The sequence below is a fragment of the Mangrovimicrobium sediminis genome (assembly GCF_004745945.1).
GTDB classification, from domain to species: Bacteria; Pseudomonadota; Gammaproteobacteria; order Pseudomonadales; family Halieaceae; genus Mangrovimicrobium; species Mangrovimicrobium sediminis.
This window is the reverse complement of record NZ_SRLE01000007.1, coordinates 415,529-430,926: the sequence shown is the minus strand read 5'-3', so window position 1 is coordinate 430,926 and position 15,398 is coordinate 415,529. Positions and strand designations below refer to the sequence as shown.

The following is a 15,398-nucleotide window of genomic DNA, read 5'->3' as shown; positions in this document are numbered from 1 at the left end:
GATGATCCTGCACATGCTCAGCGCCAGCCCGCGCAATGCCGCCTTCGCCGACTGCCTGCGCGTGGCCGGCGACGACGACGTGCTGGTCCTGCTCGGGGACGCCGTCTACGCGGCCGTTCCCGGCAGCGAAGGTGCGCAAGCCATCGCCGCCCGCCCGCTGCAGGTGTATGTACTGGCCAGCGACGCCGCAGCTGCCGGCATCAATGACCGCCTGCCACCGGACTGCCTGCTGGACATGGATGGCCTGGTTACGCTCAGCGAGACCTGCCCCCGGCAGATGGCCTGGTACTGAGCGGTGCTGCCGCCCGGGGCATTCGACCGCGAGGGCTTCCTGCGCAACCTGCAGGACTGGAGTCCCGAAGTCGCGCAGCAGATCGCGGCGGCAGAAGGGATTGAGCTGGAACAGGCCCACTGGGAGATTATCGAACTGCTGCGCGACTACTACGCGCGCTTCGACAGCTCACCTGCGATGCGGCCTCTGGTAAAATACTGCGCACAACAGCTGGGACCGGACAAGGGCAAGAGCATCTACCTCCTGCGCCTGTTTCCGGGCTCACCGGCCAAGATCGGCAGCAAGATCGCCGGCCTGCCCAAACCCGATAACTGCCTGTAACGCAATCGCCACTGCGAATGCGCGAGCACGGCCAACAGACCTGTAAGCGGCGACGTGGACAATCACCTGACATTTGAAATTCCGGCGCAGGAACACCCCTTCGCCCCGTATGTGCGCATCCTCGGCAAGGGACGCACCGGCAGTCGCTCGCTCAGTCGCGAGGAGGCGGCCGCCGCGTTCGGCATGATCCTGCGCGGTGAAATCGAGGAACTCCAACTCGGCGCCTTCCTCATGCTGCTGCGCGTCAAGGAAGAGACCGGCGAGGAACTCGCCGGGTTTGTCGATGCCTGCCGCGAGCACATGCTGCAACCGCCTGAGGGGCTGCAAGTCGACCTGGACTGGTCCAGCTACGCCGGCAAGAAACACCACCACCCCTGGTACATCCTGGCCATGCTGCTGCTGCGCGACGCCGGCTATCGCGTGCTCGTGCACGGCTGCGACGGCCACACCGCCGGGCGTCTGTACACCGAACAGGCGATGGGCGAACTGGGTCTGCCGGTTGCCGCCGACTGGCATGAGTGCGCCGCGCAACTGGACACCAGCGGGCTGAGCTACCTGCCGCTGCGCGCCTTCTGCCAGCCGCTGCACCAGCTGGTACAGCTGCGCCCGCTGCTTGGACTGCGCTCGCCGGTAAACACGCTGACCCGCATGCTCAACCCACTGCGCGCCCGCGCCAGTATCCAGAGCGTGTTCCACCCCGCCTATGGCACCCTGCACCAGGACGCCGACCGCCTGCTCGGCCAGCCGGTCTCGCTGGTATTCAAGGGCGAGAGCGGCGAGGTGGAAATCAAGCCCAATGCCGACACCCGTCTGCAGTGCCTGCGCGACGGGCTGGAGACCGAACTGCGCCTGCCGCGCAGCATGGACGGCCGGGTGGCGGATGTCGAACAACCCTCCGTTGCGCCCCTGCGCGCCCTGTGGCGCGGCGAGACTGACGACCCCTACGGTCGCGACGCGGTGCTGGCCACCGCCGCGGCAGCCCTGTTCAGCCTCGCGCCGGACGCCGACCTGGCACAGTGCCGCGAGCGCAGCCTGGCGCTGTGGCAAACGCGCGAGCGCGAGGCACTCGGCTGATGCCACTGTCGCGCGTCCAGCCCCGGGACTACGAGGCACTGCTGCAGGCCAAGGTCGCCACCACCCGGCAACTGTTCAGCGAACTGGCGCTGCCGGAGCCCGAAGTGTTTCCCTCGCCGCCCACCGGCTTTCGCATGCGCGCGGAATTTCGCATGTGGCACGACGGCGACGCCCTCGACTACGTGATGTTCCGCGCGGACGACCCGAAAACGCCAGTGCCCATCCGCGAGTTCCCGATCGCCTGCGAGACCATCCAGCGCTTGATGCCGGCGTTGCGCACGGCCCTGAGTGCAGACCCGGTACTGCGCCGCAAACTGTTCCAGGTGGAGTTCCTGTCCACCCTCGCCGGCGACACCCTGGTCACGCTCATCTACCACCGGCGACTGGACGAGGAATGGGAAGCTGTCGCCGAAAAACTGCGCTCGCAGTTGCAGGTCAAGCTGCCACGGCTGTCGCTGATCGGCCGCAGCCGGCGCCAGAAAATCGTGCTGGGACAGGACTGGGTAGAGGAAGTCCTACCGGTGGACGGGCGCGAATGGCGATACCGGCAATACGAGCAGGCCTTCACCCAGCCCAATGCGCGGGTCAATATCAGCATGATCGACTGGGCCTGCCAGCGGGCGGAGCAACTGGACGGCGACCTGCTGGAACTCTACTGCGGCAACGGCAACTTCACCCTGCCCCTGTCGCGCCGGTTCGACCAGGTGGTGGCGACGGAGCTGGCCAAGGCCAGCGTGCGCGCTGCCCAGGACAACATCCTCGCCAACGCCGTGGAGAACGTGCAGGTGATCCGGCTGGCGGCGGAGGAAGTCACCCAGGCGATGCGCGGCGAGCGCGAATTCCGGCGCCTGGCCAAGCTGCCGCAGCCGCTGGCGCAGTACGACCTGCGCAGTGTGTTCGTCGACCCGCCGCGCGCCGGGCTGGATGCGCAAACCCTGGCCATGGTCGCCGGTTTCGACAACATCCTGTACATCTCCTGCAACCCCGAGACACTCGCCGCCAACCTGGCGCAGCTCACAGCTACCCACGCCGTGCAGCGCTTCGCGCTGTTCGACCAGTTCCCGTACACGGATCACATGGAGTGCGGCGTGCTGCTCGCACGCCGCTGAGACGACCTAGCAGCGAATACCGAAGGCCAACAGCCCGCGCCCGAGCACCTCGTCGAGGCGGTTGGCGTCGTCGGCATTGACCTCGATGGCGCGCAGGTCCATCGCCGCGTAGATCTCGCGCTTTTTCAGCCGCGCGCGCATCTCGGTGGCATCGATGGCATCGTCCCAGCAGTCGATGTAGACATTGCCAGCCGGCAGGTAAAAATCCGCGTGGACCAGTTCCTCCACCGGCAGCGCGCGGCGGTAGGCGTGGGCCAGTTGCGCCAGGTACAGCCAGTTGCAGACACGCATCTGCAGCGGCGTCTTCACGCTGTGGCCATCGATGCCCTCGCAGCCCGGGGCCTCGCCCTCCCCCGCGAACAGGTCCGGCTCCGCGCCGCCTGCGGCCGGCGGCGCCGGAATCTGGTCCGACTGGCGGCTCAGCTCGCGGTGCACCACCGGGTTGTCGATGATCTCGTGGGGCCAGGTGACATAGAACGCACCCGAGGCCTCGCTCTCGGCCTGCTGGCCGCCCATGGTGCAGCCCAGCGCGGTCAGTTCCCAGCCGAGGATGCTGTGGTGCTGCAGGCCGATTTCCGCCAGCGCGCGGTTGATCTGCCGGGTCTCCAGGCGCGGGTAGTAGCGGCGCATGGTCGCGGCGGTGATGCGCTGGTTGGATTCGATAGCACTCAGTAGCGGATGGTGGTCGATAGTCTGCGGCCAGACAATGTAACGCCCGAAACGGCGGCTGTTCTGGTAGGAGCCGCCCTCGAACTCTCCCTTGGGCAACAGCACCCAGGTCTCGCCCGAACGCTGGATCCAGCCGTAGTCGCGCAACGTGGCAAACAGCTGCTGCGCGGGAATGTTCAGCTTGCGCGCCAGCGCGGTGGTCGAGAGCTTGCCGGCGGCGGTTTCCTCACTCATGCGTCAGCCCGCGAGCGCCTCGCCGTAGCGCTGCGCCAGGGCTGCATAGACGTTGTCGGCGAAGTCCGGTGCCGTGGCGTCGAGAGTGGCCTGCAATTCCACCAGGTGCTCGTTGTCCTCGCGCCCGGCCCAGTTCTTGATGTAAGTGCCTTCCTTGTAGCCGTGGTCCTGGCGGAAGAAGTTCAGCACGTTCTTGCCCACGTAGGCGCGGTACAGGCCGTCGAAGTCCAGCTCCGCGGCGAGCATCAGGTCGTGGAACAGCGCCGGGCTGAAACCGCGGGTCTGCAGGGCGTGCAGGGCGAGCGCCTCGGTGGCCTCGCGCACGTCGAGCCCCGACGGCTGGTGCGCCTCCAGTTGCGCGACGATTTCCTCGGCGATGGCGTCGATCGACTTGCCCTCGACGAACAGCGCCGACAGGCCGAAGTGCCAGATATCGATGACCTCCAGGCGCACCTGCTCCATGTCCGGTGCCTGCTTCTTCCACCACTTGAAGCCGTAGTGGTCGATAAGCTCCCCGCATTCGATCCAGGCGGCGCGATACCAGGCAAAGTGCTGCTCTATCCACTGGGGGTGGACCCGGGAATTCATCCGGTCCTGCATTGTTAACATGTTGACCAGGGCCTGCTTCAAGGGAGCCTCGCTTCTCGTGTTGGGGGCAAAGAGCGAAGGATAGCAGCCGCCCGGCGGACAAAGGAAGCGCGCTACCACGCCGCAAACCGCATTCGATTGAGCCGGCTAGCCGCAGGGCGCGTATCTTCTATACTGGAATTACTTGGCTGGACAGCAGGCAGAAGGGAGATCGCATGCAGCCCAACGAAGACAGGTTACAACGGGACGCGGTGGAGCACCTCGATCCCGAAGCCCCCGTCACCATGCTCAACCTGCTGCGCTTTCGCGCCGCTTCCATCGACGGCAATGGCACCGGCTGGGATGCCTATGTGCGCTACAGCGCCCTCACCATGCCGCTGATCAAGTCCCGCGGGGGAACCGTGATATGGGCCGGCAAGGTACGCGGTACTGCGTTCGGCTGCTGCGCCGACGGCGAATGGGACTACGCCGTGCTGGTGCGCTACCCCTCGCCGACCGCCTTCCTCGACATGGTGGATTCCAGCGAATACGCACAGGGCAACCATCATCGCCTCAACGGACTGGAGCGGCATGTGATACTCGCGACCCACGAGACCTACCACCGCCAGCCGCCTGCCACAGGCTGACTGCCGTCGCAGTGTACGGCGGCCTCAGCCCGTGTTCGAATCGGGCGTGCAGGCAATATCCAGGAAGCGTTCCACCGCGACCTCGAGGTCGGTGACCACGGCGGCGAGTTCGTGGTCCTCGGCCTTGTCGGCATTGCGCTCCAGGTGACGGGCGATTTCAGCGATATCCGTCGCCCCCACATTCAACGCAATGCCCTTGAAGCCATGGGCAACCTCGCGGAACTGTGTGCGGTCGCCAATTGCCAGGTGCGCGCGCAGCTGGGACCACATGTCCGGGGCCGTGCGGGCAAAGGTACGCAGCACCTGCTGCAGCACGTCCTCCCGGTTGCCCATACGCCGCAGTGCGCCCTCGCGATCCCAGACCTGTTCGGACGGGGTGAGGTGGGGGGTCGGCCCGGCCGTGTCGCGGGGTAGGTCGACACGGGAGTCTTGCCGGGCCGACTGCTCCCCTTCGATCGGCTCGAGGTCGGCTGCGGCGACGAAATCCGCCAGCCAGTCGCGCACCAGCGCCTCGAGTTGGGATATCTCGAACGGCTTGCTCAGGTAATCGCTCATGCCCAGTGCCAGGCAGCGCTCGCGCTCGCCTTTCATCGCCGCCGCCGTCAGCGCAATGATCGGGACTTTGAGGTAGCGGTGGCCCGCCGCACCCGAGCGAATGCGTTCGGTGGCCTGGTACCCGTCCATCACCGGCATGTGGCAATCCATGAGTACCAGGTGTATCGGTGCATCGAGGGGCGCCTGCTGCATGGCCGAGATGGCATCCAGCCCGTTCTTGGCCTCTATAATCCTCGCCCCGCTGCTCACAATGATGCAGCGCAGCACCTCGCGATTGGCATAGTGGTCGTCTACTACCAGGATATTGGCCCCCTCCAGCTGCAGCCCGTGGCCGGCATCAGAAGCCGGATCGACGCGCGCCGCGGTGCCACGCCCTTCGCGCTGCATGAGGCCGAGCGCGACCTTGATCGAACGCGAGGACGCCGGCATCGCCAGCAGCGCTGTGCGCTCGTCAAACGCGGTGTCATCCGCTTGCGCCCCGCCGAGCGGGTCTTCCACCACCAGCAGGACAGGACGCCGCACCGCATCCCAGTGAGCGCGGTAGTCATCCAGCAGCAGGCGATCCCGCCGCCAGGCGGACTCCGGGACCACGAGCAGGTCGAAGGGCTGGCTGCCTGAGCCCACAGCCAACTGGCCACCGAGAACGTCGTCCTCGATGGCAAGGCAGCTCGCGCCCCAGGCCTTGAGCGTCTTGCTGAAAATGTGTGTCAGTTCGAGGTTATCGAGAGCGACCAGTGCCTGCCTGCCGCCCAGATCGGGGGCCGCAAGGCTGTCCTGCGCATGCTCCGCCAACACCTGCGGCAGGCGCACCGTGAAGGTACTGCCCTCGCCCTCCTTGCTGTTCACCAGGATCTCCCCGTGCATGAGCTCGCACAGTTGCCGGCAGATCGAAAGCCCAAGCCCCGTGCCGCCGAATTCGCGCGCAGTGCCCTCGTCGGCCTGGGTGAACTGGCCGAAGATCGCTTCGAGCTTGTCGCTACCGATGCCGATACCGGTATCGCGCACGCTGAAATACAGCTCGCAGGTCCCCGCCGCCTCGCCGGGCTCGATGCTCGCGGCCACCACCACCCTGCCCGAATGGGTGAATTTGATCGCGTTGCTGAGCAGATTATTGAGTATCTGGCGAATGCGATTCGGGTCGCCGACCAGTTGCGTCTGGCCCAGCGCCACCAGGTCGACCAACAGCTCCAGGCCCCTGGCGCGTGCTGCCACGGCCTGGGCCTGCACGCAGGCGTGAAACACCCTCTCGACCTCGTATTCGATCGCCGCGACGTCCAGCTTGCCCTCCTCCAGCCGGGAAAAATCCAGGATATCGTTGAGCAGGCCGGACAGCCCGCGCAGGCTGTTCTCCGCGATATCCAGGTGTTCCGCCTGGGAACTGCTCAGGGACTCGCGGCGCATCAACCCGAGCATCCCGAACACCGCGTGCAGGGGAGTGCGGATCTCGTGGCTCATGGTCGCCAGGAAGCGCCCCTTGGCGCGGGTGGCTGCCTGGGCGTCCTCGACCGCCTCCAGCAGCGCCCGCGTACGGGTTTCCACCTCCTGTTCCAGGCCCTGGTTGACCTCGGACAGGCGCTGCTCCGCGTGCTTCAAGCCAGTCTGGTCCTCGACGATCACGATCACGCCGGCGGGCTCTGCACCCACTTCCCAGATGGGGGCGACCACAATCCGGCCGAAGCACTCCTCGCCGTCACTGGCGTGATACCACGAGTCCTGCTGGCGCGTCCTGCCGTCCTCCAGCGTGCCCTGGCAGGCCTGCGCGCCCCACCGGCGGGTCGCTTCGGGAAACAGCTTGAGTGAGAGCTTCTCGCCAGGGGTAACGCCGACAAACAATTGCCGCGCGGTGCGGTTGGCGAACTGCACATCGAGATATTGGTCCAGCCAGACCAGGGCTACCGGCGTGTAATCCAGCGTCGACTCGTAGCGGCGTTCCGCGCGGCCGGTCTGCACCAGCGCCTGGTGGGCACGGCGCTGGGAATAGATAACCGACATCAGAACGCCGATAACCACGGCGAGCAGTGTGCCCATCTTGGCGGTACCGCGCATGATGCGCTGCTGCAGGAAGGTATCGTCGACACCCAGCACCAGGCGTATGGCATTCGGGACACTGCCGCCCATCAGCGGAATGCTGGCGGCGAGGACATTATCCACACGCCCGGTCGGGCCGGTGACCGACTGCCAGCCACGCCCGGCGGCGGGCACCGGCGCGCGATAGTAGGCATCCCAGGGCAGCGCCTCACCGCGCTCGAAGGCGAAGGCCACGACAGGATCCGGATGCAGCAGGAAGTCGCCCCGGTCGTTGAGCAGCAGGTTCACCTCGCCCTCCTGGCCGGTCTGCAACAGCTTGAACAATTCAGCGGCCCGGTAGTTGACGATAATGAACCCGAACAGTTGGTCGCTCTCGTCGTAGTAGCCCCTGGCGACCCGGTAGGTCGGCCACTCGGGGTAGTCGAGCTTGCCGTATTCCCGGTTCAGTTCGATGTGGCTGACGTAGGTCTCGCTGGGATTGAGGCTGACGATTTCACGAAAATACTTGGTCTCGCCCTTGCGCTGTAACCGGGCCTGGCCCACCGCCCCCAGGAGACCCTGTTTGCGGTCTACACGCACCAGCTCGCGCCCGCCGTCGGCGACGCCGATATAGCGAATCTGGGCGATTTCCGGATGCTCACCGATATAGGCGGTGAAGATTTTTTCCAGGCGCTGCTTCCACTGTTGCGTCGTGGTGCCATCCAGCGGGTCGACACCACCGGACTGGGTGGCGCGGTAGATTCCGGACACCGGCGGCACCCGCGACAGGAACTGCACGGCGCTGCGCTCCACCTCCAGGCGGGTGAGCAGGCGCTGGCGCAGCAGGTCAATGCGCTCGCGGGTGGCTTCCTGCAGGGCGTTGCTCACCACGTGGCGCTCGATCAGGTAGACCGCGCCAAAACAGACGAACAACAGGAACACCGCAGCCAGCAACACGCGATTCTGGCCGGAGGATTCCGATGACGCTCTCAATCCGTCCATGCGCGATGTCTCCAGGGGTACCCAGTGGCTATCGGCCGACCGCGAGAAAGCTTGAGCCGAGCATACGCCTTGCTCTGGCCGCAACAAGCCGTGACTGCCGATTCGTCAAAGTGAATACCCCGGCTGAGCCGCGCCGGGCGCGAAGCCACGCCAATCGCGGCACATCACAAAGCTGCACTTTTTTAGCGCTGGAACAGCTAAAGATTTCTGCCGACGAGTCGATAGTCGCTTCAGTTGAAGACTATAAAGAGCTCAGCGCGACACCAGCAGGAGGAGCCGGATGCTATCCCCTTTCATTCACAGGGAAGAGCGCCGCAGGGCGAAAATACTGGTCGTGGAGGACACCCTCCCCACCCAGACCATGCTTGCGATGCTGCTGGAAAAGCACTACCAGGTGCTGCTGGCCAGTGATTCGCTGGAAGCCATGCGCGCGATTGAACAGGAGGCGCCGGACCTCATCCTCCTGGATATCGGGCTCGGCCCCCACGGACTCTCCGGCGTACAACTATGTGAACTGCTGCGCTCGGAGAAATTCGGGCTGCCCATCCCGATCATCTTCATGACCTCATCGGACGACCCCGAGACGCAGCAGGAATGCTGGGACGCGGGCTGCAACGATTTCATCCAGAAGCCGTTTTGCGACACTACCTTGCTCAACCGGATCAAGCACCAGCTGACCCTCAGCCTGCAACAGGAATACCTCACCAGCCTCGCCTACAAGGACGCGCTGACCGGACTCTACAACCGGCGGCATTTCGAGGAGCAGCTGCGCGCGCAGATAAAGCACCACGTGCGCCACAAGCACACCCTCACCCTGCTGATGCTGGATATCGACCATTTCAAGCGTATCAATGACGACTACGGCCACGGTGTCGGCGACGATTGCCTGGCGATTGTCGCGCGCACCCTGCAGCTGACCGCCCGGCGCCCCACCGACCTGGTCTGCCGCTACGGCGGCGAGGAGTTCGCGCTGATCCTGCCGGAGACCGACCTCGAGGGCGGCGAGCTGATTGCGCGCAAGATCAACATGCGCTTCTCTGCGCCGGAAAAAATTTCCAGGGGTGCAACCATTGAAAGCGCGATGCCCAAGGTGACGGTGAGCATCGGCGTGGCCTGCCAGGTGCCGGGGGATACCTCGGAGAGCCTGGTCAATCGTGCAGACGCGGCGCTGTACGAGGCCAAGCAGAACGGCAGGAATTGCTACAGCCTGGCCAAGGTGTATCCGGATCATCCGGCGCTGCAGGGGGCGCTTTGAGCTAAAGGATCAGGCGGCTGGTTGGGGCTGGATTGTCAGGTGGTGCCCGGAGCCGGAATCGAACCGGCACAGCCGTAAAGCCGGGAGATTTTAAGTTAACCGACCCCCCGAATCACTGCAGATCCAGACGCAAGAATCCGGTACCCACCTACTTTACCGGAAAGTTGCTCGCCATCACGCAAACAGGCAACCACCCTGCAATCAATCTCGCAGATTGCCAGCTACTTCCTCGACATCGGCAAGTATGCGGTCCAAACCGCCGCCAGGTTCTTTTACGAAAGCCGTCGATAGGCGATGATACAGCCACAACAAGCCACTCCGAAGAGCCCCCAACCATGAAGAACCCGTCCAGTTTTGCCCTCGCGCTCCTGACCGCGATGTTGTCAGTGGCTGCTGAGGCTGCACCCGTCAAATGGTACCTTCAGGACGTGACGTTCGAAGATGGTGCCCGGGTGGAGGGCTCTTTCGTGTTCGACGCCGATACCAACACCTACAGCGATATCGATGTGACTACCAGCCCCGGTGTGGCAGAAATTGTGGGCGGCGTCGAAACGACAGTGTCCGGTTTCCTCTACGATCGGGTTTCGACCCGTATTGTGCTCGCACCTGACCCCGAAATTGTCTACATCGACGACGCTGCCCAGGACGCTATCGGGCAGGGCGTTGGAATCGTTGAATTGAGTTTTCGGTCACCGTTGACCAATGCCGGTGGACGGGTGCAACTGGCCACTACCAATGGGCCACCCGTGCCGAGTGGCTATGCCGGCGAGTTCTCGTGCCCGCCACCGCTGGACTATCCCTGTTCTGACGAGTTCCGGATTCGCGTGTTTGCAAGCGGTTTCGTGACACCCCAACCATTTCAGGCTGTGCCGATCTTCGGCCCCTGGAACTTTCTCGCCCTGGCCGGGCTGCTGCTCTGGCTGGGTGGTCGCCGGGTAACCAGTGGGCAGTACCGGGGCACTCGCTAACCCAGGGACGCCCTCCCCCGGCCACGCTCTCGAAGCTGGTGCGACGGGCGGGACTTGAACCCGCAAGGCCATTACAGCCGGGGGAGTTTAAGTCCCCTGTGTTTACCGATTTCACCACCGTCGCGTCGAAGGAGCGTTTCAGTCTCCTGTGGCTGCCAGTTTCACCGTCCGGGCAGGCGCGGTGAGCGCCGCAACAAGGTCGGCGAAGCGGCGGCATCATACCACATCGATTCGCCCCCCGGGGCCACGGCAGCCGCCCTGCCCCGTGCTACACTCGGGCGGGTCGATCCCCCGGAAACCACCGAATGCGCAAGCTGGTCATCGTGCTGCTACTGCTGCTGTGCCTGCTGCTGGCGCCGCTGCTGGCGATGCGCTCGGAGCGCACGCTGCTGTGGCTGGCCGACTGGGCGGTGGACACCTTCACCGACCTGCGCCTGGTACTGGTAGACCCGGTGCTGCGTCCGCTCGAGGGGGAGGTCTCCGCGCGTGAAATCCACCTCTACCCCAAAGCGGAGGACGGCCCGCCGTTCCTGAGCGTGCTCGGGTTCAGTGGCGATATCGACGCCACGGACCTGTACCTGGGCGATCTCGACAACACGGCACTGCGCGCAGAGCAGGTCATCGTCTACGTCTCCGACCGCGACAGCACCAGCAACCCGCAACCGCGGGAGTGGCTGGGCTATGCCGGCTGGCTGCCGCGCACGCTGGAGGTCGGGCAGTTACACGTCGTCACCACCGCGGAGGAAACCCTGGTGTTTCCGCTGCAGGGGATTGCCGGATCGCGCAGCGATCACGATCACTACCGCCTCGGCGCATCCGCACAATATGACGGCGAGCCGCTGGCCCTGGCCGCGAACATCGCCGCGGTACGCAGCGGACGGCAGTTCACCGGTCTGGATATCGATGTCACGGCGAGCGCCCCGGCCAGCGACAGCCGCGTTCACCTCGCCGGAGAATTGCGCGGCGGCGAGGATGATTTCACCTACGACATGGAATTGCAGGGCGACTACACCGAGGTCTCCGATTTCCTGCGCGGCTTTGGCGTCCACCAGGCCCTGCGCGGACACCTCGTGGTGGCGGCGCGGATGCGCGGCGACACCCAGGGGTTCCAGCTCTCCGACGCGAACTTCACCCTGGACAATCGGCCCCGCTACCGGGTGCACGCCAGCGGCGAACTGGAGTTCCATCGCGGTAGTGGCAGCAAGCTATCTCTGGACGCCGAGGGCTCCGTCGAATCCATGGCCATGTTGGTCGACTGGATTGACATGGACCTCTCACCGCTGGGTAGCGCCGACGCCAGTGCGCGCATCAGCGGCTCCCTGCGCCAACCGGTGATCGACCACTTCCTGTTGCGTACGCGCAGTGACAGCGGGCTCAGCGTGAATGTCAGCGGCCGCCTGAGGGCCGACGAGACCAGCGCAGCACACAACCAGGTCGCGGTGAATATCGCGGGACCGAACCTCGCGGTACTCGCGCCCTGGACCGGCGAACTGCCCTTCGAAGCCGGGCCGTTCCGCGCCCGCGGCAAGCTGGCGAGGCCGGTGGCCGGGGGCGATATCAGCCTGGGCAACCTGGTGGTGGAACTGGGCCGGCCGGACGACGTATCCATGCGTCTGTCCGGCAATGTGGCGGCCATCACCGGGTTCGCAGAAGAGACTCCCACACGCCTGCAGGGCATCGACCTGCTGGTGCAACTGCAAACACCGGACACCGCCCACCTGGCGCGTTTCGGTGCGGAGGATGTTCCCGCCGGATTTGCGCTCAGCGGGCGGGTCAGGCTCAGCGGCGACGATCGAGCCCTGCAGGTAGGCCAGGGCCAGTTCAGCGCCAGCGCGCCGGGCCTCGTGCTGCGCGCCACGCCGCAGGCGGGCACGGTCTACCCGCGGCAGGATCAACCCCTGCAGGGCCTGCGTGCGCAACTGCAATTGCTCGCCGAAGATGTCGCCGGCCTGTCGCCGCTGGTAGGTCAGCAGTTCCCCGCCCTGGGCAAGCTCACCGGCTCAGCACAGTTGGTACAGGAAAAGCAGCGTTTCCGCCTCGACGACCTGGCACTGGCGCTGGCCGGCGCCGGCCTCAACGCCCGCGCCGAGGGCCGCGTGCCGGACCTCGCGACGCCGGCCACGCTCAGCATGGACCTGGATATCAAGCTGCACGATCCGCAGCGGGTCGAGGCTGCAACCGGCATGCGTCTGCAGGCCGGCGACGGGCAGTTGCACCTGAGCAGCGCGGCCGACGCGCTGGCGCTGGCGGGCGACGTCCGCGTGGGCCAGACCCACATCAATGCCCAGGGCAAACTCACGTTCGAGCAGGACAAACTGCAATCACTCACCCTGGCGCTGCGCAGTCCGAGGGTGCGGCTGAAGGACCTCGGCCTGCAGGCAGAAGTGCAGGCGACAGACGGCTATCGACCGGCGGAACAGTTCGAGGGGCCGAGCTTCGCCGAGCGCCTGGAGCATCACCTGCAAAACCCGCCACGCTACGCCACCGATATCAGCGTCGATATCGATGGCATCGTCGGCGAGAACACCAATATCCAGAGCCTGCACCTGCAACTCACCGGCGAGCAGGCCCGCTATACCCTGCGCCGGCTGTCCATCGCCTACGACGAGTCGCCCGCCGAGGTGCGCGGGATTATCGACCTCAACAGCAGCCCACCCTTTGCCAGTCTCGCCGTGGAGGCGCTGTCTATACCGCTGAGCACGCTGACCCGCGACCTGGGTATCGATTTTCAGGTCACCGGCCGCGCCAACCTGCGCGGCGGTCTCAGCGCACAGGGGATGAATGTCGAATCGCTGTTGCGCAACATGGACGGCAGTCTGGCCCTCGCCCTGGAGGATGCGGAGATCGAGGGCGCCGCCTATGACGTACTTGCCACCGACCTGCTGGCCTGGTTCTACTCCGGCGCGGCGCTGGAGAATGCCACCCACATCGACTGCACCCTGGCCCAGTTCAAGCTGGCAAAGGGCGTGGCGACGGCGGACGACCTGTACATCGAGACCACCAAGATGGTCGCCACGGGCACTGCAAAACTGGACTTCCCGCAGGAAAAAATGGACGTGAAATTTACCCCGCTGTCCAAGTCGCGATCCCTGCAGATTCCCTCCGCGGTGCGCCTGCGCGGCGACTTCGCCAAACCCCAGGTCACCGTCTCGCCGATCGCCGCGGCCTTCGATGCCACCGCCGAATTCCTCACCCTGGTGCCGCGCATGGCGCGCAAACTGTTCGGCGCGGAGTCCAACACCAGCGCCACACGTCCCTGCGTGACCGGCCAGTAATTCCGCCTCCGCCGCCGGCACGCATGCTACACTGCGGGCCATTCGCAGGGTTGGGGGAAACACATGGCCGGTGCACGCGGAGAATTCTCTTCACGTTTCGGATTCGTCATGGCCGCGGCCGGTTCCGCGGTCGGCCTGGGTAATATCTGGGGGTTTCCGACCCAGGCCGCGAGTAACGGCGGCGCCGCCTTCCTGCTGGTATACCTGGTGCTGGCCTTCGGCCTCGCCTACCCGGCGCTGATGGCGGAGCTGATCATCGGCCGCCACGCCCACGCCAACGCCGCGCGCGCCCTCGGTGGACTCTCCCCCAACCGGCTGTTGTCCGGGCTGGGCCGCGGCACCGGCATCATCGGACTGGTGGTGGCCAGTCTCATTCTCAGCTTCTATGCAATCGTCGCCGGCTGGATGATCGCCTTCTGCCTCGCGGCCATCGCCGAACTGCTTGGGCTCGATGCCGTGGCCGACTGGTTGACCGGCTTCGGCCTGGCGCGCAACCTGGTCTTCATGTTGCTGTTCATGGCCCTGACCATCGGCATCATCTCGGAGGGCGTGCGCGAGGGCATCGAGCGCTGGTCGGCGCGGCTCATGCCCTCGTTGCTGTTTACCCTGGTGGTGCTGGCCATCTACGTGCTCACCCTGGACGGCGCGCTGGAGGGCCTCAAGGTCTACCTGCTGCCGGACTTCTCCGCCGCCCTGACCCCCGGGCTGATCATCGCCGCACTGGGCGCGGCCTTCTTCTCGCTGTCCCTGGGCGTCGGCACCATGCTCATCTACGGCTCCTATGTGTCCGACAAGGAGAACCTGCCGGTACTCGGCGGCCTGGTGACGCTGGTGGATATTGGCATCGCAGTGCTCGCCGGTTTCCTGGTGCTACCGGCCATGTACGTCGCGCTGCACAACGGCGTGGAAATCTTCGCCGCCAACGGGGCCCTGTTGTCCGAGGACACGCTGATCTTCACCGTGCTGCCCGAACTGTTCGCCACCATGGGTCTGCCCGGCATGGTAGTGAGCGTGGTGTTCTTCTTCCTGATGAGCATCGCCGCCCTCACCTCCTCGATCTCCATGCTCGAGGTGCCGGTGGCCTATGCCATCGAGGAACACGGCCTGTCGCGACGCAAGGGGGTGGTATTGATCGGCGGTGCCATCGCCGCGATAAGCACGGTGATCCTGCTGGACTTCGGCCAGTTGTTCGGCCTGGTCATCACCGTCACCACACGCTACGCCCAGCCGCTGCTCGGCATCGTGCTGTGCCTGTACGCAGGCTGGGTCCTGAACCGCAACAGCCTGCTGATGGAACTACAGCGCGGCCATCCGGGTGCCGAGCACGGCCTGTTCTGGAAGATCTGGCCCTGGTACGTGCGCGTGGTCTGTCCCGCGGTCATCCTGGCCATCTTTGCCCAGTCGGTGCTGGGCTGAACGCGGC

12 protein-coding genes and 1 tRNA gene are annotated in these 15,398 nt (G+C 65.4%); 9 read left to right on the top strand and 4 right to left on the bottom strand.

The features are described from left to right. Nucleotide 1: 1 nt before the first annotated feature. From tusB to trmA, 4 genes are read left to right on the top strand one after another with little or no spacing between them, the layout of a single operon-like run. Nucleotides 2–292: a sulfurtransferase complex subunit TusB gene (tusB, locus tag E4634_RS11475; protein ID WP_135443969.1), complete on the top strand. Its 291-nt coding sequence runs from the start codon at nt 2–4 to the stop codon at nt 290–292. A gap of 3 nt (nt 293–295) precedes the next feature. Beyond that, complete coding sequence (locus E4634_RS11470) at nt 296–613, top strand: TusE/DsrC/DsvC family sulfur relay protein (protein ID WP_135443967.1); 318 nt, start codon at nt 296–298, stop codon at nt 611–613. Nucleotides 614–667: 54 nt separating this feature from the next. Continuing rightward, on the top strand, nt 668–1,687 hold the full coding sequence (locus E4634_RS11465; protein ID WP_206046864.1) for a glycosyl transferase family protein: 1,020 nt from the start codon (nt 668–670) through the stop codon (nt 1,685–1,687). Then, complete coding sequence (trmA, locus tag E4634_RS11460; protein ID WP_135443965.1) at nt 1,687–2,796, top strand: tRNA (uridine(54)-C5)-methyltransferase TrmA; 1,110 nt, start codon at nt 1,687–1,689, stop codon at nt 2,794–2,796. Before E4634_RS11465 ends, trmA begins: the two co-directional genes overlap by 1 nt. Nucleotides 2,797–2,802: 6 nt before the next feature. Here the strand turns inward: trmA and E4634_RS11455 are convergent, their stop codons facing one another. After that, a complete protein-coding gene (locus E4634_RS11455; protein ID WP_135443963.1) occupies nt 2,803–3,699 on the bottom strand; it encodes a hypothetical protein in 897 nt (298 codons plus the stop codon). Nucleotides 3,700–3,702: 3 nt separating this feature from the next. Continuing rightward, nucleotides 3,703–4,287, bottom strand: a complete 585-nt coding sequence (locus E4634_RS11450; RefSeq protein ID WP_240725156.1) for a dUTP diphosphatase — start codon at nt 4,285–4,287, stop codon at nt 3,703–3,705. A gap of 215 nt (nt 4,288–4,502) precedes the next feature. Between E4634_RS11450 and E4634_RS11445 the strand changes: the two genes are divergently transcribed. Then, complete coding sequence (locus tag E4634_RS11445) at nt 4,503–4,913, top strand: DUF1330 domain-containing protein (protein WP_135443960.1); 411 nt, start codon at nt 4,503–4,505, stop codon at nt 4,911–4,913. Between the two features lie 24 nt (nt 4,914–4,937). On the opposite strand, the gene E4634_RS11440 is transcribed toward E4634_RS11445, so the two are convergent. Then, nucleotides 4,938–8,477 carry a hybrid sensor histidine kinase/response regulator gene (locus E4634_RS11440; protein WP_135443959.1) on the bottom strand — a complete coding sequence of 1,180 codons (3,540 nt, stop codon included), beginning with the start codon at nt 8,475–8,477 and terminating at the stop codon, nt 4,938–4,940. A gap of 280 nt (nt 8,478–8,757) precedes the next feature. Between E4634_RS11440 and E4634_RS11435 the strand changes: the two genes are divergently transcribed. Together E4634_RS11435 and E4634_RS11430 are read left to right on the top strand one after the other, a co-directional pair. Beyond that, on the top strand, nt 8,758–9,732 hold the full coding sequence (locus E4634_RS11435; protein ID WP_135443957.1) for a diguanylate cyclase: 975 nt from the start codon (nt 8,758–8,760) through the stop codon (nt 9,730–9,732). A gap of 335 nt (nt 9,733–10,067) precedes the next feature. Then, nucleotides 10,068–10,700, top strand: a complete 633-nt coding sequence (locus E4634_RS11430) for a hypothetical protein (protein ID WP_135443956.1) — start codon at nt 10,068–10,070, stop codon at nt 10,698–10,700. 36 nt (nt 10,701–10,736) lie between these two features. Here E4634_RS11430 and E4634_RS11425 read toward each other — a convergent pair. Further along, a tRNA-Leu gene (locus E4634_RS11425) sits at nt 10,737–10,824 on the bottom strand. A gap of 181 nt (nt 10,825–11,005) precedes the next feature. On the opposite strand from E4634_RS11425, the gene E4634_RS11420 reads away from it, so the two are divergent. Beyond that, nucleotides 11,006–13,975 carry an AsmA family protein gene (locus E4634_RS11420; RefSeq protein ID WP_135443954.1) on the top strand — a complete coding sequence of 990 codons (2,970 nt, stop codon included), beginning with the start codon at nt 11,006–11,008 and terminating at the stop codon, nt 13,973–13,975. Nucleotides 13,976–14,038: 63 nt separating this feature from the next. Beyond that, nucleotides 14,039–15,391 (top strand): sodium-dependent transporter, encoded by a 1,353-nt coding sequence (locus E4634_RS11415; RefSeq protein ID WP_135443952.1) that lies wholly within the window; start codon nt 14,039–14,041, stop codon nt 15,389–15,391. Nucleotides 15,392–15,398 lie beyond the last annotated feature (7 nt).